Source organism: Meiothermus luteus, from assembly GCF_003574085.1.
Taxonomy (GTDB): domain Bacteria; phylum Deinococcota; class Deinococci; order Deinococcales; family Thermaceae; genus Meiothermus; species Meiothermus luteus.
Genome location: NZ_QWKZ01000015.1, coordinates 13,025 through 37,585, shown reverse-complemented (window position 1 = coordinate 37,585; position 24,561 = coordinate 13,025). Strand labels below are relative to the sequence as shown.

Here is a 24,561-nt window from a genome sequence, read left to right as displayed (position 1 = left end):
GCGCTGCGGCGGTGGGGATGGGGCCTTTGGCTTTTTTTGGCTGGACCGCGGTGGGGTCGGTGGGGATTTTGCTCTGGGCCAGCCGGCATTTGCTGGAGGCCCGGCCTGTTGCGGGGGGACCGCGGTTTGTCTGGCCCCGGGGCACCCTCTTAGGCCTCGGCCTAATCGTGTTCTGTACCGGGCTGGGTGAAGGGGCAGTGGGCGACTGGAGTGCGGTGTTCATGAGGCAGGTGCTGGGCAGCAGCGAGGCCGTGGCCGCCCTGGCCTACTCGGCTTTTTCTCTGGCTATGGTGGTGGGGCGCCTGGCCGGAGACGCCCTCACCCACCGCTTTGGCCCGGTGGCCCTGGCTCGAGCCGGCGGGCTATTGGCGGCCCTGGGCTTCGGGCTGGCCCTGCTGACCCAGCACGCTGGGGTGGCCCTCTTGGGTTTCGCGGTGGTGGGCCTAGGCTACTGCACGCTCTTTCCCCTGACCTTCAGCGCGGCCGGGCGGGTGCCGGGGGTGCCGGCGGGGGTGGCCTTGGCCTCAGTGGCCACCATGGGATACCTGGGTTTTCTGGCCGGGCCGCCCCTAATAGGGCTTATCGCAGAGGCCACCTCTTTGCGGGTTTCGCTGGCTTTGGTGGCCGGCCTATCCCTGCTGATTGCCGCGATGGCAGGGCTTTTGCGCCAGGGTAGGGCCGCCTAGAGGGCCAGCACCTTGGCCAGCTCAAACTTCTTCTGGTTGATTTCCTTGCGCTGCTCTATGGCTTCCTTGAAGGGGGTAAGGCGAATCTCGTCGTTCACCTCTCCCACCGCTACGCCGCTGGCCCCGCTGATCAGGGCTTCCACTGCCGCTGCGCCCAGCCGACTGGCCAGCACCCGGTCCTTGGCGGTGGGGCTGCCGCCCCGCTGGATGTGCCCTAGAACCGAGACCCGGCCCTCAAAGCCGGAGTATTGGCGCACGTCCTTCTCGAGCTGCTCAGCTCCTCCTTCATAGCCCCCTTCGGCGACCACCACGATGGAGGAGCGTTTGCCCTTTTCAGCCGACTTGTTGATGACCTCAGCGCAGGTTTTGGCGTCGGTGGGAATCTCGGGGATTACGATGACCTCGGCTCCACCGGCGATGCCCACCTCGAGTGCGATAAACCCCGCGTGGCGCCCCATTACCTCAATGAAGAAAACCCGGGAGTGGCTGGCGGCGGTGTCGCGGATGCGGTCAATGGCTTCTAGGGCGGTGTTGACCGCCGTGTCAAAGCCGATGGTGTAGTCGGTGCCGTACAGGTCGTTGTCAATGGTGCCGGGGGCGCCCACCACGGGGATATGGTGCTCCTCAATGAGCTTGGCCGCGCCGGCATAGGTGCCGTTGCCGCCGATGGCGATGACCCCGTCAATTTGGGCCTTTTTTAGGTTCTCCGCGGCTTTGGCCCGACCCTCGGGGCTCATGAAATCCTTGCTGCGTGCGGTGAGCAAGATGGTGCCCCCCCGCTGCAGGATGTTGGCCACATCCCGTGGTCCTAGGGGCACAAAGTCGCCCTCAATCATGCCTTGGTAGCCGTTGCGTATGCCGATGACCTCCAGGCCGTGGGCAACCCCGTTCCGCACCACCGCTCGGATGGCCGCATTCATCCCGGGGGCGTCCCCTCCACTGGTAAACACTGCGATTCGCTTCATGCAAGGCTCCGCAAAAGGCTCAGGAACGATAGGCCAAAAGCCGCCAGTTAGTTTACCGGGAAACCGCGCAATCATGTCAGGTGGGCCAGGGCATAGGCCTGGTTGCGGGGCACCCCAGCCTCCACCAAAGCCCTGACCAGGGCTTTGCCCCTTAGGCCCTGGGCCCGGAGCTGAGCGGCTAGCTCGGAGGCCTCGGCCGGTTTTGCGGCCGGCTTGGGACCTTTGGGCCCCACGACCAGAACAAACTCACCCCGGGGCTCCTGGAAGTGCTCCAGCGCTGCTTGGAGGGGGCCCCTCCAAAGCTCCTCGTGTTTCTTGGAGAGTTCGCGGGCGACAGCAATGGGGTGTTCGGGGCCGTAGAACTCGGCCAGGTCTTGCAGGGTGCGCCGCAGGCGATGGGGGGCCTCGTAGAGCACCAGCGTATGGTCAGGGGCGAGGCGCAAGAGGCGCTCCTTGCGCTCCGAGCGCCTTTGCGGCAGGAAGCCCTCAAAGGCGAAGCGAGCGGTGGGCAGGCCTGAGGCCACCAAAGCGGGGACCAGGGCGGTGGGGCCGGGCAGCACCTCCACCTCCCAACCCTCCCGCAGGGCCAGGGAAACCAGCTCGGCCCCAGGGTCGGAGATGCCCGGGGTGCCGGCATCGGTTACGTAGGCCACCTGTTGGTAGCCCTCCAGGAGCCGCTTGGCCTGGCCCATGGTATGCTGGTCAAGCCGTATGGTGGGCTTGGCGATGCCAAAGTGCCTGAGCAGAATTCCGGTGCGCCGGGTGTCCTCGCAGGCCACCACCTCTGCTTCCTTGAGCACCCGTAGCGCCCGCAGGGTGATGTCCTCGAGGTTTCCTATAGGGGTGGGCACGAGCACCAAGCGCACACCACCAGTCTAGGGCCTTCAGGCGTGAACCGGGTTTTCCCGGGCGGCCTCGCGCCCTGCCCCCTGAGGTAACATTGACTGGATGTTCTCCCGCACCTTCAAGCTCCCCTTCCGCCCGCTGGGCATACCCCTCTCGCTTGACCTGAGCTTTTTGGTGGTGCTGCCGCTCTTGGCCTTCCTGATTGGCAGCCAGCTCACCCTGTACCTGCGCCTTTTCCAAATAGAGCCGGCCCCTTGGCTTCTTGAGGGAGCCACGCCCTACTTGCTGGGGCTGTTGGCGGCCGTTGGGCTTTTTCTGAGCGTGCTTTTGCACGAGCTGGGCCACGCCATGGCCGCGCAGGCCTATGGGGTAAGGACCCGCGAGATTACCCTCTGGCTCCTGGGGGGGGTGGCTCAGCTCGAGGCCATACCCCGGGCCCGGGGGGCTGAGGCGGTTATTGCCATTGCCGGGCCCATCGTGAGCTTTCTGCTCTCGGGGTTGAGCGCCTTGTCGCGGGGGCTGGTAGAGGGGGCGGTTGGGCAGTTCCTGCTGGGCTATTTGGCCTTCATCAACCTGAGCCTGGCCCTTTTCAACCTGCTGCCGGCCTTGCCGCTGGACGGCGGGCGTATCCTGCGCAGCCTGCTGGCCCTGTACCGCCCTTACCTCGAGGCCACCCAGACGGCGGTTGCGGTAAGCAAGGTGCTGGCTTTTGCCCTGGGCCTGCTGGGACTTCTGATTGGCAACCTCTTCATGCTCTTGGTGGCGTTTTTCGTCTATATGGCGGCCAGCGCCGAGGCGGAGCAGTCCATCTTGAGCCGCACCTTGGAAGGCCTGAGGGTGGGCGACCTGATGACCCGCGAGGTGAGTACGGTCCCTCCCGGTTTGAGCGTGGCCCAACTCCTGGACAAGATGATGCAGGAGCGGCATGTGGGCTACCCTGTGGTGGAGGAAGGACGGCTTTTGGGCCTCATCAGCCTGGAGGACCTGCGTGGGGCTACCCCGCAGACCCGGGTGCTGGAGCGCATGCGCCCTCCTGCCCAGATCGGCCCTGAGGCGGAGGCCCTCGCGGCCCTGCAGCGCATGGCCCAGGAGGGCTTTTCCAGGCTGGTGGTGGTGGACGAGGCGGGCAACCTGGTGGGTATTCTGAGCAAGACCGACCTGCTGAGGGCCTTGCAGCTTCGCTCGGCGCGGATGACCCTGGTGGGGGGGCTTGACAGGTCTGCAGGGGATGGCTAGACTTCTCGTTGCGCTGCCGAAAGGTAGCCGGGAACCTTGACAAGGGGAGACCAGCACACACACTGACGCTTACGTGGTTTATTTTCCACGTTCTTTTTGTTGGAGAGTTTGATCCTGGCTCAGGGTGAACGCTGGCGGTATGCCTAAGACATGCAAGTCGAACGGGCTGTTTTTGCAGCCAGTGGCGGACGGGTGAGTAACACGTAGGTGACCTACCCCAAAGTCTGGGACAACCAGGAGAAATCCTGGCTAATCCCGGATGTGGACACATCCTGTGGGGTGTGTTTAAAGCTCCGGCGCTTTGGGATGGGCCTGCGGCGCATCAGGTAGTTGGTGGGGTAATGGCCCACCAAGCCGACGACGCGTAGCTGGTCTGAGAGGACGGCCAGCCACAGGGGTACTGAGACACGGACCCCACTCCTACGGGAGGCAGCAGTTAGGAATCTTCCGCAATGGGCGAAAGCCTGACGGAGCGATACCGCTTGAAGGAGGAAGCCCTTCGGGGTGTAAACTTCTGAACTGGGGACGATAATGACGGTACCCAGGTAATAGCACCGGCTAACTCCGTGCCAGCAGCCGCGGTAATACGGAGGGTGCGAGCGTTACCCGGATTTACTGGGTGTAAAGGGCGTGTAGGCGGTCTTGCAAGTCCGGTGCTAAAGACCGGGGCTCAACCCCGGGGGTGCGCTGGATACTGTAAGGCTAGACGGTCGGAGGGGGTAGTGGAATTTCCGGAGTAGCGGTGAAATGCGCAGATACCGGAAGGAACGCCGATAGCGAAGGCAGCTACCTGGACGACATGTGACGCTGAGGCGCGAAAGCGTGGGGAGCAAACCGGATTAGATACCCGGGTAGTCCACGCCCTAAACGATGAGTGCTGGGTGTCCGGCATCCGCCGGGTGCCGAAGCTAACGCGTTAAGCACTCCACCTGGGGAGTACGGCCGCAAGGTTGAAACTCAAAGGAATTGACGGGGGCCCGCACAAGCGGTGGAGCATGTGGTTTAATTCGAAGCAACGCGAAGAACCTTACCAGGTCTTGACATGCAGGGAACCCTGGTGAAAGCTGGGGGTGCCCGCGAGGGAGCCCTGACACAGGTGCTGCATGGTCGTCGTCAGCTCGTGTCGTGAGATGTTGGGTTAAGTCCCGCAACGAGCGCAACCCCTGTCGCTAGTTGCCAGCGGTTTGGCCGGGCACTCTAGCGAGACTGCCTGCGAAAGCAGGAGGAAGGCGGGGATGACGTCTGATCCGCATGGCCCTTACGACCTGGGCGACACACGTGCTACAATGCCCGCCACAGAGCGCTGCGACCCGGCAACGGGAAGCCAATCGCGGAAAAGCGGGCTCAGTTCGGATTGGGGTCTGCAACTCGACCCCATGAAGCCGGAATCGCTAGTAATCGCGGATCAGCCATGCCGCGGTGAATACGTTCCCGGGCCTTGTACACACCGCCCGTCAAGCCATGGGAGTGGGTCTTGCCTGAAGTCGCCGGGAGCCACAGGCAGGCGCCTAGGGTAAGGCTCATGACTGGGGCTAAGTCGTAACAAGGTAGCTGTACCGGAAGGTGCGGCTGGATCACCTCCTTTCTAAGGAGTTGGCGCCGAAGGGCGCCCTAAAAACCGCCCAGCCTGCGCTTTTTGGGTTCGACCCACCCCCGCAAGGGGTGGGTTATTTATTTTTTGTAGAATGCAGGCTAAGAGAGGTCAAAGTTATGCGTGGGCGGCAGGTAGCTGGGGTTGTGTTCGCTCTTTTTCTGACGGGCTGTATTCCCATTGCAACCCTGCGCACCCCAGAGGTTGTGCAGGGCCGGCAGTTTACTCTAGGGGGCAGCTTAATCGCCTCTCGGGATGCTGGCGGCGCGCTAGTCCTGCCCTACGCTGCCTACGCTTTTGGGGATGGGAATGTAGAGTACAACTTCTCGGTTCAGATGGGCCTCCGTGCGGGGATTAAGTGGGCGGTTGAACCAGGTTTGTCCCTGGACGTGGGGGGTACACTTCCCCCGCTGATCGTCGCTGAGGGGCTTCCCCTGGCCGGAGACATAGGTTTGCTGATTGGGTTAGACCCCTTCTACCTCTCCCCTCGGCTCCACGGAATTGCCTTCCAAAGCAACAACACGACCCTTAGGAGTCTTGGCGCGCTGGTATATCAGCTTAGCCTAGGCTACCGGGGTGAGTCCTTCCTGACCGAGGTGGGGCTTATGGGGGGATTTGGAGGAGGAGCCCTGCTAAGCTTTTCGGCAGGGGCTCGGTTCTAACGAAACCTCGAGGGTTTTGTGGCTCGCGCCGAGCCGACCTAGCATACGCCTATGCTCCTTCTGGGACGGGTCATCACCTTTAGCGAGTTTGGAGAAGCCGAAGCGGTCTATCTGCAAAAGGGACAGGTTGCCGACGTGGGGAGCCGGGAGGCCCTCTGCGCCCGGTACCCAGGCGCCCGCAGGTATACCTTTGAAGCGATTACCCCAGGGCTGCATGAGGCCCACGCCCATCCCCAGCTTTGGGGGCAGCAACTCGAGAGCCTTGACCTACAGGGCCTCACGGAACCGGAAGCGGTAGCCCAAAAGGTGGCCGAAAAAGCCCGCCAACTACCTCCGGGTAGCTGGATACGGGGGGCGGGCTATCTATTTCGGGAATACCCCACCCGCCGGCTGCTGGACGAGGCAGCCCCCCATCACCCGGTCTACCTACAAAGCCGCGACCTGCACTCGGCCTGGGTCAACAGCCTGGCCCTGGCCCTGGCCGGGGTTGGAGCAGAAACCCCCGACCCTCCCGGGGGGGCCTTGCTCCGGGATGAGGGTGGTGCACCCACCGGCTATCTCCTGGAAAACGCCCAGGGGTTAGTAGGCCGGATGCTGCCCAGGCCAGGAAAGGCCGATTTGAAGCGGGGCCTTGAGGACTTGGCCCGGCGAGGCTACACCGCGGTGCACCACATGGGTTGGTGCCCTTTTGAGCTGGCCCTGGAGCTGGCCGATGAACTGCCGGTGCGGCTCTGGTGGGCTTTGGACCGCGAAGACTGGCTCGAGGCCTCCCCCGGCTGGCACGGGGACAGGCTGGAGCTAGCGGCGGTTAAGTTCTTCGCCGACGGGGCCTTAGGCAGCCGCACGGCCTGGATGGTGGAGCCCTATCCAGACGGCTCAGCAGGAATGCCCCTTGATGCGCCCGAACAAATTGAGCAGGAAGGGCGGAAGGTCCTGGAGGCCGGGTTTGGTCTGACGGTCCACGCAATTGGAACCCGGGCGGTGCAGGAGGTGCTGGGGGTCTTCTGGCGCCTGAAGCCCTGGGCGCGGCGCCCCTTTCGCATGGAGCATGTCCAGCATGTGCGCAACCCAGACCTAAGGCGCTTTTCTGGGCTGCCTCTAGCCCTCTCCTTGCAGCCCATGCACCTCCTGGGGGATGCCGAGCTGGTGCGGCAACACCAGCCCGGGCGAGAGGCTGAGGCCTTCCGCCTGCGGGACCTATGGAGCACCGGGCTGCCGGTGGCCTTTGGCTCGGACGCCCCGGTGATGCGGCCACTTTTTGAACTCAACCTACAGGCTGCCACCCAGCATCCCTTGAACCCCAAGCAAAACCTGACCCCAGAAGAGGTGCTTTGGGCCCACACCCGAGGCGCGGCCCTGGCCGCGGGCTGGCTCGAGCACGGCCGTATTCGTCCAGGAGCCCCCGCCGACCTCACCCTGTGGGAAGGGGAAAGGCCGATAGGCCGGGTCTTCGCGGGGCAGCTCGAGGTGGTCTAGCCCCAGGGATTCTTGCGGTGGCGGTAAGGGCCTATAGTTTAGCTATGCCCAACGCCATAGATCGCTTCCTGGAGCAAAACCTGGAGACCTACCTGCAGGAGACCATGAAGCTCTGCGCCCAGCCCAGCGTCTCGGCCACCGGCGAGGGGGTGCGGGAATGCGCCGATTTGGTGGAGCAAATCCTGCAAAAGCACGGCCTAAAGACCCAGAAGTTTGAGGGCTACGGCAACCCAGTGGTGGTGGGCCGGGCTAAAGGCCGCTCTGAGCGCACTCTGCTCTTCTACAACCACTACGACGTGCAACCCCCCGAGCCCCTGGAGCTTTGGGACTCGCCCCCCTTCGCGCCGCAAATCCGGGATGGAAAGCTCTACGCCCGCGGGGCCAAGGACGACAAGGGCGAGTTCATGGCCCGCCTGGCCGCAGTAGATGCGGTGCGGGCCGCCCACGGGGGGGAGCTACCCTGCGGGGTGCTCTTCGTGGTGGAGGGCAACGAGGAGGTGGGCAGCCCTGGCATCGCCAAATTCGTTCAGGATCACCTGGACTTGCTCAAGTGCGACGGGGCCATCTGGGAGGAGGGGGGCATAGACTTTGAGGAGCGGCCTGGCACCTCGCTGGGGCGGCGGGGAATTCTGGCGGTGGAGCTCGAGGTAAAGACCCTCTCCCGCGACGCGCACTCCGGCAACGCCCACATCCTGCCCAGCGCGGCCTGGCGCATGGTGCGGGCCCTGGCCTCGCTCAAAGATGAGAACGAGCGCATCCTGATTCCCGGCTTCTACGACCAGGTGCGCCCCATCTCGGAGGAAGACCTTGAGCTGCTGCGCCGGCTGCCCGACCTCGAGCCCTACCTGCGTGAGACCTTTGGGGTGCGGGGTTTTGTGAACAATCTGCAAGGCTTTGAGCTGCGCAAGGCCGTCTTCAACCCCACCTGCAACATCCAGGGCATCACCACCGGCTACCAGGGCCCCGGCAACAAGACCGTCATCCCGGCCAAAGCCTCAGCCAAGCTGGACTTCCGCTTGGTGCCCGACCAAGACCCCACCGACATCCTAAAAAAGCTGCGGGTCCATCTGGACGCCGAGGGCTTCACCGACGTGCGCATCACCTACACCGACTACATGTTCCCGGCCCGCTCCGACCCCAAGCACCCTTTGGTGCGGCTGGCCGCCCAAGCGGGCGAGGAGGTCTACGGGAAGCCCTACCAGCTCATCCCCCTCACCGGCGGCAGCTCGCCCGTCTACGCCTTCGCCGGGCCTCTGGGCATCCCGGTAATTGACGCCGGGGTGGGCTTTGGCATCACCAACCGCACCCACGCCCCCAACGAGAACATCCGCCTGCAGGACTTCCACAACGCCGCGCGGCACATCGCCCGGATTCTAGATGGGTTTGCAGACCTCTGGTCGGGCGAGGGCTCGAGCTGAGCAGCCTTGGCAACCGGCAGACCGCGTGCTACCCTCTAGTCCCTGTGGACCACCGCGCGGTGCTGGAGCGGCTCTCCTTCCTGCCCGACCTCCACCTGGTGGGAGGAGCGGTCCGGGACATCCTCTTGGGGCTCGAGCCCGAAGACCTAGACTTCGCCACCTCGGCCCCCCCGGAGGAGGTCATGCGGCTGGCTCGGCAGGCGGGCCTCGGGGTAGCCCCGACCGGGCTCGAGCACGGCACGGTTACCGTGCTGATTGACCACCGCCCCTACGAGGTCACCACCTTCCGGCGCGACGTGGAGACCTACGGGCGAAGGGCCAAGGTGGCCTGGGGCCGAAGCATAGAGGAGGACCTGGCCCGCCGCGACTTCACCATAGGGGCTATCGCCATGGACGCCCAAGGCCGGGTTATTGACCCCTACGGCGGCCAGCGGGACATGGAGGCGGGCGTCATCCGGGCGGTAGGCGACCCCTTGGAGCGCTTCCGGGAGGACTACCTGCGGGTGATTCGGGCGGGCCGGTTCGCCGCGCGCTACGGCTTCCAGATTGAGAAGGAAACCTTGAAAGCCGCCCGCGAGGCCGCGCCGAAGGTGCTTGCTCATGTGGCCGTGGAGCGGGTTACCGCGGAGTTCAACAAGGCTTTCGCTGCGCCCCCACCCGCCCAGCCCAGCCGCTTTCTCCGCTACCTCTACGAGTTAGAAATCCTTCAGCGGCTCATCCCGGAGTTTGAGGACAACCACCTCCTCCTGCAAAACCCCCACTGGCACCCGGAAGGCGACGTGCTTACCCATGTGCTAGAGGTGGTGGACCGCGCCCCTCCACAGTACCGGTGGCACGCCCTTCTGCACGACATCGGCAAGCGGGACACCGCCCGCTGGAAACCCGAGGGTTGGTACAGCTTCCCTGGCCACGAGCGGGTGGGGGCAGCCCTCATCCCCCGCATTGCCCGCGACCTCCGCCTACCCAGCCATCTACGCGACGAGCTGGTGGTCACCACCGGTCTGCACATGGTCCCGGTACTGAGCAAACCCACCCCCGCGGCCATCCGCCGCTTCCAAGCCCAGGCCGGGCCACACCTGGAAGTGCTGAAGGCCCTTTTTGAAGCCGACGGGGCCGGGCGCAGGCCCAAGGAGGCCTGGGCGTTTTTTGAGCCCCAGCCGGTACCGGTACAGCCTATCCTGATGGGGCGGCACCTGATTGCGCGGGGCCACCGCCCCGGAAAGGGGTTCGGCCCCATCCTGAAAGCCGCCTACGAGCACCAGCTCGAGACTGGCGAAACCGATGTGGAGCGGCTTTACCAGGCCGCCCTAGCCCGGCTCTCGCGAGGATAGCCCAAGCGCCACAGGCCGATGGCCACTAGGGCACCTTCCACGCTATGCTCGAGGCATGTCCACGCCTGTGGTCTTTTTACACGCTTTCCCCTATGGTCCAGCCATGTGGGAGCCTCAGCTCGAGGCGGTCCAGGGCCACCCCGTCCTGATGCCGGACATCTTGGGCTTTGAGACCCTAGAGGGGGCCGCAGCCCACGTGCTGGTGGAGATGGACCAGCGGGGCTGGCAAAAGGCGGTCTTCGTGGGGCTTTCAATGGGTGGGTACGTGATTTTTAGGCTCTGGAACCTCGAGCCGGAGCGCTTTGCGGGCATGGTGCTGGCCGACACCCGGGCCACGCCGGACACCCCCGAGGGGCGGCGGCTGCGGCTGGAACAGGCCGAACGGGTGCGAAAGGAGGGGATGGCCTTCTTCCCCGAGGCCACCCTCAAAAGCCACCTGGGGCCCACCACCCACGCCCGGCGCCCTGGGGTGGTGGCCTGGGCCCGCCAAGCCCAGCTCCAGGCCGACCCCCTCCGGGTGGCCAAAAGCCTGGAAGCGCTGGCTCAACGCCCCGATTCCACCCCCTTGCTACCTGGCATCTCGGTACCGGCTTTGGTGCTGGTGGGGGAGGAGGACACCCTGACCCCTCCCGCCGAGGCCCGGGCCATGGCCGTGCAAATCCCGGACAGCCGGATGCTCATCCTGCCCGAGGCAGGGCACCTGGCCAGCCGGGAGAACCCCAAGGCCTTCAACACCGCCCTGCGGGGGTTTTTGCGGGAGCTTCAGGTGTAGGGGGCAGCCTGGCTAAGCCGCAGGGACAAGCAGTCCTCCAGGGCCAGGGGGGACTGGGTCTGGAGCCGCTCCCGCAGGGCCTCCTGGGGCCATATCCGGCCTAGCACGCGGCCGAGCTGGGCCCGGTAGGGGGCAGGCAGCCCGGCGCTGCTTTGCAGCTTTTTCCAGGCCGCCTCCTCCTGCCCGAGGCCTAGAAGGGCCTGGGTCTCCAGCCCCAGCTTCCAGGCCTGTACCCCAGGGTCCTGTAGCTCGCCGATCTGGACCACCTGGGCCAGCGCCTCAGCCCACTTCCCCTGCCTGGCCAGGGTCTCGGCGTAGCCCAGCCGGGCCTGGGCCTGGAAGTAGGGGTCGTTCTGTTTTAGATAACCCTGCATCATCCGCTCGGCCTGGTCAGCGGGCAGCAGCAAGGAGAGCTTCAGGGCTACATCTATGGCCAAGGCGATGTAGCGGTCGCCGGGAAGCTGCTTAGTGGAAAGCTCGCGCTCGAGCTCCCGCAGGATGCGCTCCGCATCGGGGGCCCGCTGGCCCCCCACATAGGGCGGCAGGTAGGGCAGCCCACAGGCCCGCACCCAGTAGGCCACCGCGATGCGGTAGAGGGTGCGGCGGTGCCGGTAGTGGGCCTCTTCGGGACGCTCCCGCACCTCGCGCAGGTAGCGCTCGGCCTGGGCCAGGAGCTCAAGGGCCTCCAGGGGCCGGCCTCGGGCCAGCTCGAGCACGCTGGCCTCGCTCATGGCTCGAGCCCGGATAAACTCGTCGGCAGCCTCCTGGATGGACTGGTAGAGGTACCGCTCCGCCTCGGCGAAGTTGCCAATACGCCTCAGCACACTGCCGAACCGGGCCCGCACCCGCGCCACCTCCTCGGGCGGGGCCCCAGAGGACTCCAGCGCGGCCAGCCCCTGGCGCATCTGGGCTTCGGCTTCGTAGACCCGCCCAATGCGTAGGAGCAGGTCCCCCGACTGGTAGCGGGCCCGGCCCACCAAAAGGGGGTCGTGGCTGACCTGGCGCAGCGCCTCCAAGGCCTCCTCAAAGCGGCCCGCGTCCTTGGCCACCAATCCCTGCCAAAGCCGCACCCGGTCGGCCAGGAAGGGGGGGATGGGCAGGGCCAGGGCCTGCTGCACGTAGGCCTCGGCTTGGGCATAGTCGCCCTGCCAGCGCTCCACGGCGGCCCAGACCAGAAGCCCCTCGGCCCCAATCTCGCCCGAAAGCACCTCCGGAGGCGGCAGAAGCTCCAGGGCCGCGGGGAAGTTGCCCGCGTCCACCCGGGCCTCAGCGGCCTTAACCCTGGCCCAAGCCTGGATGCTGGGGTCGGCGGAGCGAAAAAGCACCTCCAGGGCTTCCAGGGCCTCGGGATGGGCGTACTGGCCCAGCACCGCTCGGTAGCGCACCACCGCCATCGCCAGCCGCTCCCGCTCGGCGGAGGGCCAGCCCTTGGACTCAGCCCAAAGGTTGGGCAGGAGGGCCAGGCGGCTCGGGTCCTGCGAAAGCAGTTCCAGCAGCCTGTCCAAACGCCCGGCCCCCCAGGCGTGGTGAAGCTGGCGGAAGAGGTCGTTCTTAAAGTAGTCTAGGGCCAGAAGGTGCAGCTTGCGGGCCTCCCGTTCGGGCACGCTGGGCAGGAGGGTCCGCAAAGCAGGCCGGACTTTTCCCTCACCCAAGGGGGCCAAAAGGGCCCGCTCGGCCTGGGAGAGGTGTTCTAGCCCCTTCCCCAGGGCCTTCTCCAGGAGCGGCACCGGCACCCCTGGGTCGGCCTCCGGCGAGAGCACCGCCAGCGCCTGCAGGATAGGCCTCAAAGCGGTGTCCTGGGCCAGGTTGGGGGCACTACCCTGGGTCTGGGCCGCCTCCAACAGCACCAGCCGCGAGAGTTCGGCAAAGTTGCGCCCCGCCTGGTTGACCAGCGCTTCCACCCGCTCGGGGGGCAGGTCGGGCAGGCGATCCTTCACATACCGGCGGGCCTCGGCCCGACTGGGGGCCGAAAGAGGGTGCCAGGCCAGGTTGGGCGGGGGTTCGGTAAGCCCGGCCAGAAAGGGGATGGTAAGCCGGCGGAGGAGCGGCTCAATCCAGGCCGAGAGGCCCACCGGATTGCCCTGGGCGTCCCGCAGGCTCAGGCCACCAAGCTGCCCCTCCTTTTCAGCCCGGAGCAAAAGGGGTCGGCCGCAGGCGTTGAGTGCCCGGGCCAGCTCGTTTTTTAGCTCGTCCTGCAAGGCGGCCTGCAGGGCGTAGGGCTGGGTAGGGGAAAGCTGGGAGAGAATACCTTCCAGCTCCACCCCCAGCCGCTCGGCCAGAGGGTGCAGGTGGGGGGCCAGCTCCCCCCCTAGGTTCACCATCAGGCAATCGGGCACCGCCCGCTGCACCGCCGAAAGCAACACCCCCTTGCCGGTGGCGGGCCCCCCCACCACCACCATCTGCGGCTTATCGCCCTGCTCCAAAGCCCGCACAAAGCGGCGGAACAGCCTCCGCTTATCCCGCCCCAAGGCCCGTCGGGCCGACTCCAGGGCCAGTTCCGAGGGCAGGGGTGGCGGCTCCAACCCCGCTTCGGTGTATAAATCGCAGATGACCTCAAAGAGCCTTAGCTTTTCCTCTGGGCTGCCCAGGTCCTTATAGAGGATGTTGCGCACCGTCCCGGCCCGCCCCCCTCGCTCGGCCACCGCGGCCTCGAGCCAGCGCAAGCTTCCTTTCTTACCCCGGTGGTCGCGTCCGGTGAGGTGGGGGCGCAGGGTCTCCAGGTGGGCCTGCCAGAGTGTACTCACCTCTCCCACAGTAAATACACCTTACTGCGGTGTAGTGTAGGAAGCAACACTCTACTGGGCCAGCTCCACCACGAGGTTCTTGTTCTCCGGAATCCGGATAGGGGCGCTCAGGCTCTGGTAGCCTGAAGCCTCCACCTGTAGGGTGTACTCGCCCGCCTCGAGCAGGAAGCTAGAGTGCTCGAGGCGACTGCTGGCAACTTCCTCTTGGCCCCGCAGGATGCGGACCGTGGGGTTGGGGGCGTTGACCCGAACGCTCAAAAGGCAGGGGCAAGCCGGCTCCACCTCACGTACGCTGCCCAAGGTGGGGGCTTCGGGTGCCGGAGGGACAGGTTCAGGCTCAGGCGGGCTCGGCGCGGTGGGCTCAGGTGCCGGCGTCTCGGACGGGGTAGCCTGGGGGTCCTCCAGAGGATTGGGAATGGCCCCCGAGGTGAGCAGGTTGGGGCTGCTGCTGTTCAAAAGCACAACGCTGCCAAACCCTGCCAGCCCCAGCAGAACCGCCATGGCCGCCGCCCAACCCGCCAGGCGGCTTCTGAGGTTCAGCAGGGCCCAAACCAGCAAAAGAACCCCCAGCACCCCCAACCCCCAGAAAACCGGGTGGCCGTACTGCTGGTGCAACCAAGCCCCCCCCAGACCAAAAAGGCCCAGCAGAAGGCCGAAGACCATCCAGGCCAGCCCACCCCGGGGTAAGCGGGTGAGCCCAAAGAGCATCAGCAATACCCCTAAAACACCCAAAATCCAGAGAAACAGCGCGTTCATTCCCACTCCTTTCGCAAAAACTTCACACAAAATACTCTAACATCCCCAAAAATGAGATGAGCTTCAGCGGCCTAAAAGAAAAAACCCCCGGAATTCCGGGGAAAAGGCTTCGGTGTTTGGATTTCAAGCCTGAGGCGTGACCAGCGGGGGTTTCTCGTCGGTGTTTTGCAGATGGGCCCGCTCAATGAGTTCCTTCTCCCAGCCCAGATAGTACTGCTTGACCACTTCAGAGGCGGTGTCCTCGGTCAGGTACTTGACGTTGGAGTAGAGCGGAGCCCTGTAGTCCTTCACCCTGCCGCTCTTGAGGGCCTCAATCACTTGTCGGATCCCCTGCTCCACCGTCCACTGGGGTTCAAAGCCCAACACGTTGCGAATCTTAGAGAAATCCACCCGGTAGTTTCGCCGGTCGCCGTCCCGGCCGGAGTCAATCAGCTCAGCATCCGGCACCAGCTTCTTGACCAGCTCCCCCACCATGCCTAGGGTCATGTTGCCCTCGTTGCTGCCCACGTTGAAGGTCTGGTTGTGCACCAGCTCTTTGGGAGCCTCCACCGCCAAGAGCACCGCCCGGGCGGCGTCGTCCACGTGGACAAAAGGCCGCCACTGGTCGCCCCCGAAGACGGTGATTCTCTTCTCCACCACCGCCTTGGCGGTGAGCAGGTTGACCACCAGGTCAAACCGGGTGCGGCCTGAAAGGCCGTAGATGGTGCCAAAGCGCAGGATGACCACCGAGAAGTCATCGCTTTGGAGCCGGTGCAGCACCTGCTCGGAGGCGATTTTGCTGCGGGCGTAGAGCGAAACCGGGTTCAGGCTGCTGCGCTCGTTGAGCACCATGTCGCTGGCCCCGTAGACCGAGCAGGTGCTGGCGAAGATAAAGCGGCGCACCCCCATTCCCTTGGCTATCTCGGCGATGGTGCGGGTGGCTACCAGATTAATCTCAATGGTCAGGTTCTCGTCCAAGGCGCAGGCTGGGTCACCCACCAGGCCCCCTAGGTGGACCACCGTCTCCACCCCCCGCATGGCCTGTACCACCTTATCCACCTGGCGGAAGTCGGCTTGAACAATCTCCAGGTTGGGGTGGTGCAGCACCTCGGCGATGGGCTCCTTGCCAAAGAGCAGCAGGTCCAGCAAGCGCACTCGGTAGCCGCGCTTGAGCAGCCGGGGCAGCAGGGCCGAGCCAATGTAGCCCGCCCCCCCTATGACCAAGATGGTGCGGTCGTTGCTAGCAAGGGAGGGAATAGGGGTGCCCTTGCTGGAACGGGCCTTGCGCTCGAGCTCCACCAGGTACCAGTAGTGCACCCAGGCTCGAGCCCCAAGGACAAGCCCCAGGGTGAACAGGAGGCTTAGCAGAACCACCGCACCAGGCGGGTCAGCAACGAAGGGCAGCATGAACACCGTAAATCCGTAGAGGAGATAGGTCAGCATCACGGCCTGAGCCACCACCAGCAGCTTGTAGCGGCCCCGGTAGGCCCGGCTGCGGGTGTAGAAGCCGTTGGCCGCAAAGACCAAAAAGCTCAGGGGCAGCAGCAGGGCAAGGCCCTGGGCAAAGACCGGGAGGTACTCCCCGAGCATCCCTGGGCTGGCCCCAGAGCCGTAAGCCAGCAGCAGGTACAGGCCCATGGCCGCGGCAAAGCTGGCTGCCACCATCACCTGGTCGGCCAAAACACGCAAGGCCACATCCGCACTGAAGCGCAATTCCTTAAGGTTCTGCAGCATCGCTCCTCCCTAACGGGTGGCTTCCTCCATCACCTTCTCCACCACATCCGCGGCCGCCCGCATGTGTTTCAGGTCCAGCGTGGGGTGGACCAGGAACATCAGCGCGGTCTCCCCCAGCTCCTTGGCTACCGGCAGCCGCTCGGCGGGCTGCCAACCCCGGCGGGTAAAGGCTTTCTCCAGGTAGACCTCGCTGCAGCTCCCGGTGCTGCAGGGAATTCCTGCCTCTGAGATGGCCAGCATAATCCGGTCGCGGTTCCAGCCCGGCTTGAGCATCTCTGGGCGCACATAGACGTAGTACTTGTAGTAGGCGTGGTACAGGCCGTCCGGCACCTCGGGAACCCGCAGGGCGGGAATCTGGCGGAAGCGCTCGCTCAGGTAGTGGGCGTTCTCTCGGCGCTTTTCCACCCAGCCGTCAAGCTTGCGCAGGACAACCCGCCCGATGGCCGCTTGCACCTCGAGCATCCGCCAGTTGGTGCCGAAGTCTTCGTGCAGCCAGCGGTAGCCCGGGGGGTGCTGGCGGTGGTAGACCGCATCGTAGCTCTTGCCGTGGTCCTTAAAGCTCCAAGCCCGCTCCCACAGGGCGTCGTCGTTCAGGGTGAGCATGCCCCCCTCGCCGCCGGTGGTCAGGATTTTGTCCTGGCAGAAACTCCAAGCCCCAGCATGGCCGATGGAGCCCACGCTCCGGCCCTTGTAGCGGGCCCCGTGAGCCTGGGCGCAGTCCTCTATCACCCAGAGGTTGTACTTCTGGGCCAGGGCCATGATGCCGTCCATATCTGCGGGCCATCCCGCCAGGTGGACCACCACGATGGCCTTGGTGCGGGGGGTAATGACCTTTGCTATGCTCTCAGGTGTAATCAAGCCGCTGTCGCGGTCCACGTCGGCGAAAACCGGGCGGGCCCCCCGCATCACCGCCGCGCTGGCCGAGGCAATGAAGGTGCGAGGGGTGGTGATCACCTCATCCCCCTCCCCTACGCCCATGGCGTAGAGGGCCAGCTCGAGGGCTACCGTGCCATTGTGGAGGGCAACGGCGTGCTTGGTGCCCACGTACTGGGCAAACTCACGCTCAAACCAACGGCCTTCCTCCCCGGTCCAGTAGTTCACCTTGCCCGACTGAAGCACCCTTACCGCCGCCTCAATTTCGTCGGCTTCAAAATGGGGCCAAGGGGCAAAGGGTGGGGCGCTGGAGAGATTTCTAACCATGGAAAGCTCCTCGCGGGGGGTTCGCCCCCATCCTGGGTACGAAGCCTAGGGTAGGGCAACCGCCGTTATGAGTGCGTTATTCGCCTAAAGGTGCGGTACATACCGGCATTGTCCCGCTCGTTACCCCCCTTGGCAAGGCTTTTTGACCGAGCAACACAGCGGTAACGTGGCCGATAACGTTGCCCCCAGCAAGGCCGTCGGCCTTCGTGTATTTTGTTGCCATGCAGACCTTCAGAGCCTTGGTGGTGGAATCGAGCGATCCCCAAAGCGCACGCATCCGGCAGGCCAGCCTAGATGAGCTGCCTCCGGGGGATGTGTTGGTACGGGTGGCCTACAGCAGCCTCAACTACAAAGACGGGCTGGCCATCACCGGCGCGGGCAAGGTCATCCGCAGCTTCCCCATGGTTCCGGGCATTGACCTGGCCGGAGTGGTGCTGGAATCGGCCTCGGCCCACTTCAAACCGGGCGATGCGGTGCTGCTCACCGGCTACGGCATCGGCGAGCGGCACTGGGGGGGGATGGCCGAGCTGGCCCGGGTGCGTTCGGAGTGGCTGGTCCCCCTACCCGAAGGGCTCACGCTCAAAGAGGCCATGGGAATTGGGACCGCAGGGTTCACCGCCATGCTGGCGGTGATGGCCCTGGAGGCCCACGGGGTGGACAAAACCCGGGAGGTGCTGGTCACCGGGGCGGCCGGCGGGGTAGGCAGCCTGGCGGTGGCCCTTCTGGCCCGGCTGGGCTACCGGGTGGTGGCCTCCACGGGGCGCCTGAGCGAGGAGGGCTACCTGCGCTCGCTCGGAGCGGCCGAGGTCATTGAGCGAAGCCTGCTCAGCGCGCCCGCCCGCCCCTTGGAGTCTGAGCGGTTCGCGGGCGCGGTGGACACGGTGGGGGGCGCAGTGCTGGCAGGCGTCCTGCCTCGGGTGGCCTACGGGGGCAGCGTGGCCGCCTGTGGCAACGCCGGGGGGCCGAGGCTCGAGACCACCGTCTTCCCCTTCATCCTACGGGGGGTCAACCTGCTCGGGGTAGACTCGGTGATGTGCCCGAGGGAGCAGCGGCTTCTAGCCTGGCAGCGGCTGGCCCAGGAGCTACCCAAACCCCTTCTAGAGGCCATGGTGCGAACCGTGGAACTGGAGGAGGTGCCCGCCCTGGCCCAGGCCATCCTACAGGGCCAAGTGCGGGGACGGGTGGTGGTGCGGCTGGCGGCCTAGGCACGGCTACGGGTCACGCAGGTGCTCCAGCACGGCTTCTACCACCTCCTCCAGCCCAAGCCGGCTGGTGTCCAGAACCACCGCATCGGGGGCAGGAGCGCTTTGCTTCTGGTCGGCAGCGTCGCGCCTTAGAATGTCGCCTAGAATGGTCCTAAAATCCGCCTCTCGCTCGGAAACCCGGCGGCGGGCCCGCACCTCGGGCTGCGCGGTCAGGTAAAACTTGTGGCGGGCCTGGGGGAAGACCACGCTGCCCATGTCCCGCCCATCCACCACAAACGGAGGGGGAATCTGCCGCAGCACCTGGTTGACGTAGGCCCGCACGCTGGGGCGCTGGGCCACCGCCGAGACCCGGCGATCCACCTCCAAGCTGTGCAGGGCGGCGCTCACCTCTTCCCCATCCAGGTAGACCCGGTTCTCCTTAGGGGTGGGCCTGAGCTCGAGGTGGTGCCGCTCCAAATGGGCCTCAATCTCCTCCGGCGAGGCCCCCTCCCGCAGCCCCAGCAAGGCCACCGCCCGGTACAGCAGGCCGCTGGAAACATAGGGAATCCCAAGCCGCTCCGCTACCCGCCGGGCCACACTGGTCTTACCCGAGGCGGAAGGGCCGTCTATGGTGATGATGAGGGGGGCCTTAGGGTCCATCAGAAGAGGCCCCGCCGCGAAGCCGCTCGAGGTCATCCCAAAAGCTCGGGAAAGAGATGCTGGCCCAGTGGGCCTCCCGGACCACCACCCCTTTGGGCAGGCCGCAGACCGCAAAGGCCATGGCAATGCGATGGTCGTGGAAGGGCTCCACCACCCCATCCGACCGCACCCCACCCCCGCGAATCCGCAGCCAGTCTGGTCCCGCTTCCACCCTTACCCCCAGGAGCTCTAGGTTCTTGGCGATGGCCGCCAGCCGGTCAGACTCTTTGACCCGCAGCTCGGAGAGGTTGGGGATGTAGGTCTCCCCCTCGGCCCAAGCCGCGGCCGCGGCCAGGGCGGGTACCTCGTCCACCATCAGGGGAATAAGCCCTGGGTCCACCGAGACCCCCTTGAGCGCCGAGGAGCGGGCCTGTATGACGCCCACTGGCTCACCCTCCTTCCCTTCCGTCACCTCCCAGGTAAGGTCGGCCCCCATCTCCTTGAGCACCGTGAGCAAACCGGTGCGGGTGGGGTTCAGCCCCACGCCCTCCAAGATCACCTCCGAATCAGGGGTAATGAGGGCCGCCACCACGAAAAAGGCCGCGCTGCTGAAGTCCCCGGGGACGGTAAGGTCCTTGGCGGCAAAGGGATCGGCCCGGCGGGTGCGAACCAAGCCGCCCTCTACCTCGAGGGGCAGACCGTAGTGCCGGAAGAGCCGCTCGGTGTGGTCGCGGGTCGGCGCCGGCTCCACCACCTCGGTGTCCTCCTCGGCAAAAAGCCCTGCCAGCAAGATGGCGCTTTTGACCTGGGCGCTGGCCACCGGAAGCTCGTAGTGAATTCCCCTAAGTCCTCCGCCTCGGACCGCAAGCGGGGCCAGCCGACCGTTCTCACGCCCCTCTATGCGGGCCCCCATCTGCCGCAGGGGTGCGGTAACCCGGCCCATGGGCCGCCGCCGCAGCGAGGCATCCCCGCTGAGCACAGCAAAAAACTCCTGCCCAGCCAGGAGCCCGACCAGAAGGCGCATCAGGGTGCCGGCATTGCCGCAGTCCAGCACATCGGGAGGCTCCTGTAAGCGCAGGCCAATCCCCCGTATACGGAAATGCTCGCCCACCTCGTTAATCTCGGCCCCGAGCTGGCGCATGGCCTGGGCGGTGGAGAGGGTGTCCCCGGCCTTGAGGGGGTGGTATAGGGTGCTCTCGCCTTGGGCCAGAGCCCCCAGCATTAGGCCGCGGTGGGTCACCGATTTGTCGCCGGGCACCCGCAGCCGGCCCCGAAGGGAGCGGGTAGGGGGAATGCGCAGTTCCATAACCAAGCGGGATTATAGCCCGTAAGGAGCCATGCCAGAAGCGTTTCCCCGGCAGGCCGGCGGTTTCACACTCCTTTTTCAGGTTTGCCAGACACCCCTACCCTTATAGTGAGAGGCGCTATGGACGCCTCGCGCAACGGCCCTGAGCCGCGCTACTGGGAAAAGGTGGGCACCGTGGCCAACACCCTACGGGAGCTCGAGGGGCCTATCCTCATCGTTTCCCACGTAGACCCAGACGGCGACGCCATTGGCTCGTCCCTGGGCCTCTACCGAGCCCTAAAGGTGCTGGGCAAGAAGGTCTCCTGGATTGCTGATCCTCCCCGCTACCTGCGCTTTTTAGCCCGGGAGGAGGAGTACAGCAACCCGGTGGAGCGCCTCCCCCCAGGGGCCACTTTGGTCGTGCTGGACGCAGCCGAGCCGGGCCGGGTGGCCGGCGCCCCGGTAGAAGGCTTCGTCATCAACATTGACCACCACGGCACCAACCCCCGCTTTGGCTACCTCTCGGTGGTGGACCCTTCCAAGGCTGCCACCGCCCAGATCGTCAAAGACCTGATTGACGCCCTAGGGGTGGAGTGGAACCCCGAGATCGCTACTCCGGTGCTCACCGGGCTCATCACCGACACTGGAAATTTCCGCTTCGCCAACACCACCCCCGAGGTGCTGCGCACCGCCGCCGAGCTGGTGGGGTATGGGGTTAAGCTGGCCGAACTCACCGACCGCCTGCAGTGGCGCCCGGCCAGCTACTTCAAGGCCCTAGGCGCGGTGCTCTCCACCGTGGGGTTCCACTTTGGCGGGCTTTTGGTCACAGCCCACCTGCCCCCAGGCTTAAACGTAGAAGACTCGGACGACTTCGTGGGCCTCATCCGCTATGCCGAGGGGAGCCAGATCGCCGTCTTTTTCAGGGAGCGCGAAGAGGGGGTCAAGCTCAGCATCCGCAGCCGGGGTGGGGTCTCCGCTCAGGCGGTGGCGGTCCGGCTGGGGGGAGGCGGCCACGTTCCCGCCGCCGGGGCCACCCTGCACGGGGTGGGGCTCGAGGAGGCCTACCGCAGGGTAATGGAGGCGGTACGGGAGGAGTTGGAACACGCAGGGTACCTGTGAAGCAGGCGCCCTTTCCCTTTATTGACACCGCCCAAACAAGCCCCTACCATGTCAGGGAACCTTGCCTTCTGGCAAGCGGTTCTTCTATCCAGAGCAGCGGAGGGAACGGCCCGATGAAGCTGCGGCAACCTGCGGGGCCCCCGCCCATTACCGGGGCTACCCCGCGCCTGGTGCCAAATCCGTCCCCAGCGGCCGCTAGGCACAGCACAAGCCCTGGGGGAAGATGGAAGAAGGGGTACGGCCCTTCTCCTTGTGAAGGAGGGTGTGATGGAGTTTGCCAGTTTGGCGGTACTAAGCGGGCTTCCAGAGAACGACCCCCACCGCGCCGTGGGGCTGCCCATCTACGCAACCGCAGCCTACAGCTTTGAGGACCTGGAGGACGGCGCCCATAAGTTCGCCACCAACCAGGGCTACACCTACGCCCGGCTGCAGAACCCCACCACCGCGGCCCTCGAGGCCCGGCTGGCCGCGCTAGAAGGAGCTTTGGGAGCGGTGGCGATGGCCTCAGGGCAGGCCGCCAGTTTCGCCGCCCTGTTGGCCCTGGTGCGCGCGGGGGACGAGGTAGTGGCCAGCCCGGGGCTCTTCGGGGGCACGGTGGGGCTCTTGAACCAAGTGTTTGGGCTGATGGGGGTACGGGTGCGGTTTGTGCCCCCTGAGGTGGAGGCGGTGCAAGGGGCGCTTTCGGAAAAGACCCGCGCGGTCTTTGTGGAGGTGCTGGGGAACCCCTCGTTGGAGCTCCCCGACCTGGAGGGGCTGGCCCAGCTCTGCGAGGGGCGGCGGGTGGCCCTGGTGGTGGACAACACCTTTGGTGCAGTGGGCGCACTGGCCAGGCCGCTCTCCCACGGGGCCCATGTGGTCACCCATAGCCTAACCAAGTGGGCCAGCGGCCACGGCTCCATCCTAGGGGGGGCGGTGCTGGCCCGCGAGACCTCCTTATGGGAACACTACCCGCAGTTCACCACCCCCGACGCCCAGGGTAAGGTTCCCCTAGAGCAATTTGGCCCCCGATGCTTCCTGGAACGGGTACGCCAGCTCGGCCTCTCCTTAGGGGGCATGGTCCTCTCACCCTTCAACGCCTACCTGCTCTTCCAAGGGCTGGAAACCGTGGAGCTGCGGGTTCAGCGGGCCAGCCAGAGCGCGCTCGAGGTAGCCCGCTGGCTGAGGGCACAATCCCAGGTGGCCTGGGTCCGTTACCCTGGGCTGCCCGACGACCCGGCCTACCCCAGGGCCTCCCGCTACCTGCGGGGGGCTTTGGCAGCATCCTGACCTTTGGCCTTCGGGGCGGGATAAAGGGCGCAAGCCGCTTCATGGCCCACCTAAAGCTCATTCAGGCCCCCAACGTAGGGGACGCCCGCACCCTAGCCGTGCACCCCTGGACGACCACCCACTCCCGCATCAGCGAGGAGGCCCGGCGCGCAGCGGGGGTAGGCCCGGAAACGGTCCGGCTTTCGGTAGGGCTGGAAAGCCCAAAGGATATCCAAGCCTTCCTGGCAGAGGCCCTAGCTGCGGTGGAGCCGGTGGCCCATGAAGATTAGCACGCTTCTAAAGCACAACCGGCCCCTTTTCTCCTTTGAGTTCTTCCCTCCCAAGACCCCCCAGGGCGAGGCCTCGCTGTTCCGCACCCTTCACGAGCTCAAGCCGCTAAAACCCGCCTTCGTTTCCATAACCTACGGGGCCGGGGGCAGCGAGCGGCGTAAGACCACCGAGTGGGCCGCCCGCATCCAGGGTGAGGTGGGCCTCACCGCCATGGCCCACCTGACCTGTGTGGGCCACACCCGGGAGGAGCTCCGGGCCATCCTGCAGGGCTATGCGGAAGCCGGCATACAGAACGTGATGGCCCTGCGGGGCGATCCGCCCAAGGGAGCGGGAGGTTTCCAGCCGACGGAAGGAGGCTTTCGCTATGCCTCAGAGCTGGTGGCTTTCATCCGGGAGGAGTTTGGCGACACCTTCACCCTGGCCGGAGGGGCCTACCCGGAGGGGCATCCCGAAGCGGTGAGCCTGGAGGCCGACCTGCACCACCTTAAGCAAAAGGTGGACGCGGGGCTGGACTTCCTGGTAACCCAGCTCTTCTTCAACAACGCCTTGTACTTCGGCTTCCTCGAGCGGGCCCGCCGCATTGGGATTGAGGTGCCCATCTTGCCGGGCCTGATGCCCATCACTGACCTGGCCCAAATCCGCCGCTTTATGGACATGTGCGGGGCTAGCATCCCCGGCCCCCTGCTCTCCCGGCTGGAGCGGGCCCAGAGCCCAGAGGAGGTTTTGGAAATCGGCGTGGAACACACCACCCGCCAAGCCCAAGAGCTGCTGGAAGCGGGGGTGCCCGGCCTCCACCTCTACACCTTGAACAAGTCCCCGGCCACCCGACGGGTCATGGAGAACCTTCAAGGGGTTCTGCGCTGAGGGCCGAGGTTCAAGGGTGAGGCTCGGCCTCCGGAAGGTAGGGCCGCCAGGTCTCAGGGAGGCTCGGCAGGTCGGCCACCAGCAAAAGGCTGTAGCGGGGGGCCATCGGGCGGCGGGCTAGGCGCATCCCCGCCTCCTCGGGGGTGCGGTTTTTCTTCTTCAGGTTGCAGGCCCGGCAGGCAGTAACCAGGTTCTCCCAGACGCTGCGTCCCCCGCGGCTTTTGGGCAGCACATGGTCCACCGTAAGGTCGCCCCCTCGCTTGCCACAGTACTGGCAGGTGTAGGCGTCGCGGCGCAGGATGTTGCGGCGGTTTAGAGCGAGCCGCCCCGGAGGGCGGCGAACCAAACGCTTGAGGCGGATGATGCTGGGGATAGGGTAGGGCTTGCTCGGCGTTCGCAAGAACTCCCCGCTTTCTTCAACCACCTCGGCGGTGCCGTTCATGACCAGAATGACGGCCCGCTTGACGCTGGCCAGTCCAAGGGGCTCGTACCCAGCGTTGAGCACCAGGATGCGGGGAGCGTCAAGGTTCACGGCTTT

19 protein-coding genes, 1 rRNA gene, 1 pseudogene and 1 riboswitch are annotated in these 24,561 nt (G+C 65.6%); of the genes and pseudogenes, 12 read left to right on the top strand and 9 right to left on the bottom strand.

Going from position 1 to position 24,561, the window contains the following annotated elements; genetic code table 11:
* Positions 1-686: MFS transporter (locus Mlute_RS03730; RefSeq protein ID WP_147371029.1), on the top strand; the 686-nt coding region annotated here is incomplete at its 5' end.
* Here the strand turns inward: Mlute_RS03730 and pfkA are convergent.
* Together pfkA and rsmI are read right to left on the bottom strand one after the other, a co-directional pair.
* A complete protein-coding gene (gene pfkA / locus Mlute_RS03725) occupies positions 683-1,651 on the bottom strand; it encodes a 6-phosphofructokinase (RefSeq protein ID WP_119359408.1) in 969 nt (322 codons plus the stop codon). The genes Mlute_RS03730 and pfkA overlap by 4 nt on opposite strands.
* A 71-nt stretch (positions 1,652-1,722) precedes the next feature.
* On the bottom strand, positions 1,723-2,517 hold the full coding sequence (rsmI, locus tag Mlute_RS03720) for a 16S rRNA (cytidine(1402)-2'-O)-methyltransferase (protein WP_119359407.1): 795 nt from the start codon (positions 2,515-2,517) through the stop codon (positions 1,723-1,725).
* Between the two features lie 82 nt (positions 2,518-2,599).
* Here rsmI and Mlute_RS03715 point away from each other — a divergent pair, with 82 nt between their 5' ends.
* The 7 genes from Mlute_RS03715 (at position 2,600) to Mlute_RS03685 (ending at position 10,983) form a co-directional block, all read left to right on the top strand.
* Complete coding sequence (locus Mlute_RS03715) at positions 2,600-3,733, top strand: site-2 protease family protein (protein ID WP_119359406.1); 1,134 nt, start codon at positions 2,600-2,602, stop codon at positions 3,731-3,733.
* Positions 3,734-3,829: 96 nt separating this feature from the next.
* Positions 3,830-5,318: ribosomal RNA gene (locus Mlute_RS03710) — 16S ribosomal RNA — on the top strand.
* 125 nt (positions 5,319-5,443) lie between these two features.
* Positions 5,444-5,986: a hypothetical protein gene (locus tag Mlute_RS03705; RefSeq protein WP_119359405.1), complete on the top strand. Its 543-nt coding sequence runs from the start codon at positions 5,444-5,446 to the stop codon at positions 5,984-5,986.
* A 51-nt stretch (positions 5,987-6,037) separates the two neighbouring features.
* On the top strand, positions 6,038-7,462 hold the full coding sequence (locus Mlute_RS03700; protein WP_119359404.1) for an amidohydrolase: 1,425 nt from the start codon (positions 6,038-6,040) through the stop codon (positions 7,460-7,462).
* Positions 7,463-7,506: 44 nt separating this feature from the next.
* Entirely contained in the window at positions 7,507-8,880 is a 1,374-nt protein-coding gene (locus tag Mlute_RS03695; protein WP_119359403.1) for a M20/M25/M40 family metallo-hydrolase, read from the top strand.
* 44 nt (positions 8,881-8,924) lie between these two features.
* The gene (locus Mlute_RS03690) at positions 8,925-10,211 is read left to right on the top strand and encodes a CCA tRNA nucleotidyltransferase (RefSeq protein ID WP_119359402.1); all 1,287 of its coding nucleotides are present in this window, start codon (positions 8,925-8,927) and stop codon (positions 10,209-10,211) included.
* Positions 10,212-10,266: 55 nt separating this feature from the next.
* Complete coding sequence (locus Mlute_RS03685) at positions 10,267-10,983, top strand: alpha/beta fold hydrolase (RefSeq protein WP_119359401.1); 717 nt, start codon at positions 10,267-10,269, stop codon at positions 10,981-10,983.
* Here Mlute_RS03685 and Mlute_RS03680 read toward each other — a convergent pair.
* From Mlute_RS03680 to Mlute_RS03665, 4 genes are all read right to left on the bottom strand, one after another.
* Complete coding sequence (locus Mlute_RS03680; protein WP_119359400.1) at positions 10,974-13,736, bottom strand: tetratricopeptide repeat protein; 2,763 nt, start codon at positions 13,734-13,736, stop codon at positions 10,974-10,976. The two genes, Mlute_RS03685 and Mlute_RS03680, sit on opposite strands and share 10 nt — an antisense overlap.
* Before the next feature lie 42 nt (positions 13,737-13,778).
* On the bottom strand, positions 13,779-14,483 hold the full coding sequence (locus Mlute_RS03675) for a peptidase associated/transthyretin-like domain-containing protein (RefSeq protein WP_119359399.1): 705 nt from the start codon (positions 14,481-14,483) through the stop codon (positions 13,779-13,781).
* 123 nt (positions 14,484-14,606) lie between these two features.
* Positions 14,607-16,196 carry an NAD-dependent epimerase/dehydratase family protein gene (locus Mlute_RS03670; RefSeq protein WP_245958840.1) on the bottom strand — a complete coding sequence of 530 codons (1,590 nt, stop codon included), beginning with the start codon at positions 16,194-16,196 and terminating at the stop codon, positions 14,607-14,609.
* A gap of 9 nt (positions 16,197-16,205) precedes the next feature.
* The gene (locus Mlute_RS03665) at positions 16,206-17,396 is read right to left on the bottom strand and encodes a DegT/DnrJ/EryC1/StrS family aminotransferase (protein ID WP_119359398.1); all 1,191 of its coding nucleotides are present in this window, start codon (positions 17,394-17,396) and stop codon (positions 16,206-16,208) included.
* A gap of 221 nt (positions 17,397-17,617) precedes the next feature.
* On the opposite strand from Mlute_RS03665, the gene acuI reads away from it, so the two are divergent.
* Complete coding sequence (gene acuI, locus Mlute_RS03660; RefSeq protein ID WP_119359410.1) at positions 17,618-18,601, top strand: acrylyl-CoA reductase (NADPH); 984 nt, start codon at positions 17,618-17,620, stop codon at positions 18,599-18,601.
* Positions 18,602-18,607: 6 nt separating this feature from the next.
* Here the strand turns inward: acuI and cmk are convergent, their stop codons facing one another.
* Positions 18,608-19,240, bottom strand: a complete 633-nt coding sequence (gene cmk / locus Mlute_RS03655) for a (d)CMP kinase (RefSeq protein WP_119359397.1) — start codon at positions 19,238-19,240, stop codon at positions 18,608-18,610.
* Positions 19,230-20,525, bottom strand: a complete 1,296-nt coding sequence (aroA, locus tag Mlute_RS03650) for a 3-phosphoshikimate 1-carboxyvinyltransferase (protein ID WP_119359396.1) — start codon at positions 20,523-20,525, stop codon at positions 19,230-19,232. Before aroA ends, cmk begins: the two co-directional genes overlap by 11 nt.
* A gap of 120 nt (positions 20,526-20,645) precedes the next feature.
* Between aroA and Mlute_RS03645 the strand changes: the two genes are divergently transcribed.
* The 3 genes and pseudogenes from Mlute_RS03645 (at position 20,646) to metF (ending at position 24,023) form a co-directional block, all read left to right on the top strand.
* Positions 20,646-21,623: a DHH family phosphoesterase gene (locus Mlute_RS03645; protein ID WP_119359395.1), complete on the top strand. Its 978-nt coding sequence runs from the start codon at positions 20,646-20,648 to the stop codon at positions 21,621-21,623.
* Positions 21,624-21,704: 81 nt separating this feature from the next.
* Positions 21,705-21,853, top strand: a riboswitch (SAM riboswitch).
* A gap of 37 nt (positions 21,854-21,890) precedes the next feature.
* Positions 21,891-23,158, top strand: a pseudogene (locus tag Mlute_RS03640) (O-acetylhomoserine aminocarboxypropyltransferase/cysteine synthase family protein).
* Positions 23,148-24,023 (top strand): methylenetetrahydrofolate reductase [NAD(P)H], encoded by an 876-nt coding sequence (gene metF, locus Mlute_RS03635; RefSeq protein ID WP_119359394.1) that lies wholly within the window; start codon positions 23,148-23,150, stop codon positions 24,021-24,023. Before Mlute_RS03640 ends, metF begins: the two are co-directional and overlap by 11 nt.
* A 10-nt stretch (positions 24,024-24,033) precedes the next feature.
* Here metF and Mlute_RS03630 read toward each other — a convergent pair whose 3' ends face one another.
* The gene (locus Mlute_RS03630) at positions 24,034-24,555 is read right to left on the bottom strand and encodes an HNH endonuclease (RefSeq protein WP_119359409.1); all 522 of its coding nucleotides are present in this window, start codon (positions 24,553-24,555) and stop codon (positions 24,034-24,036) included.
* Positions 24,556-24,561 lie beyond the last annotated feature (6 nt).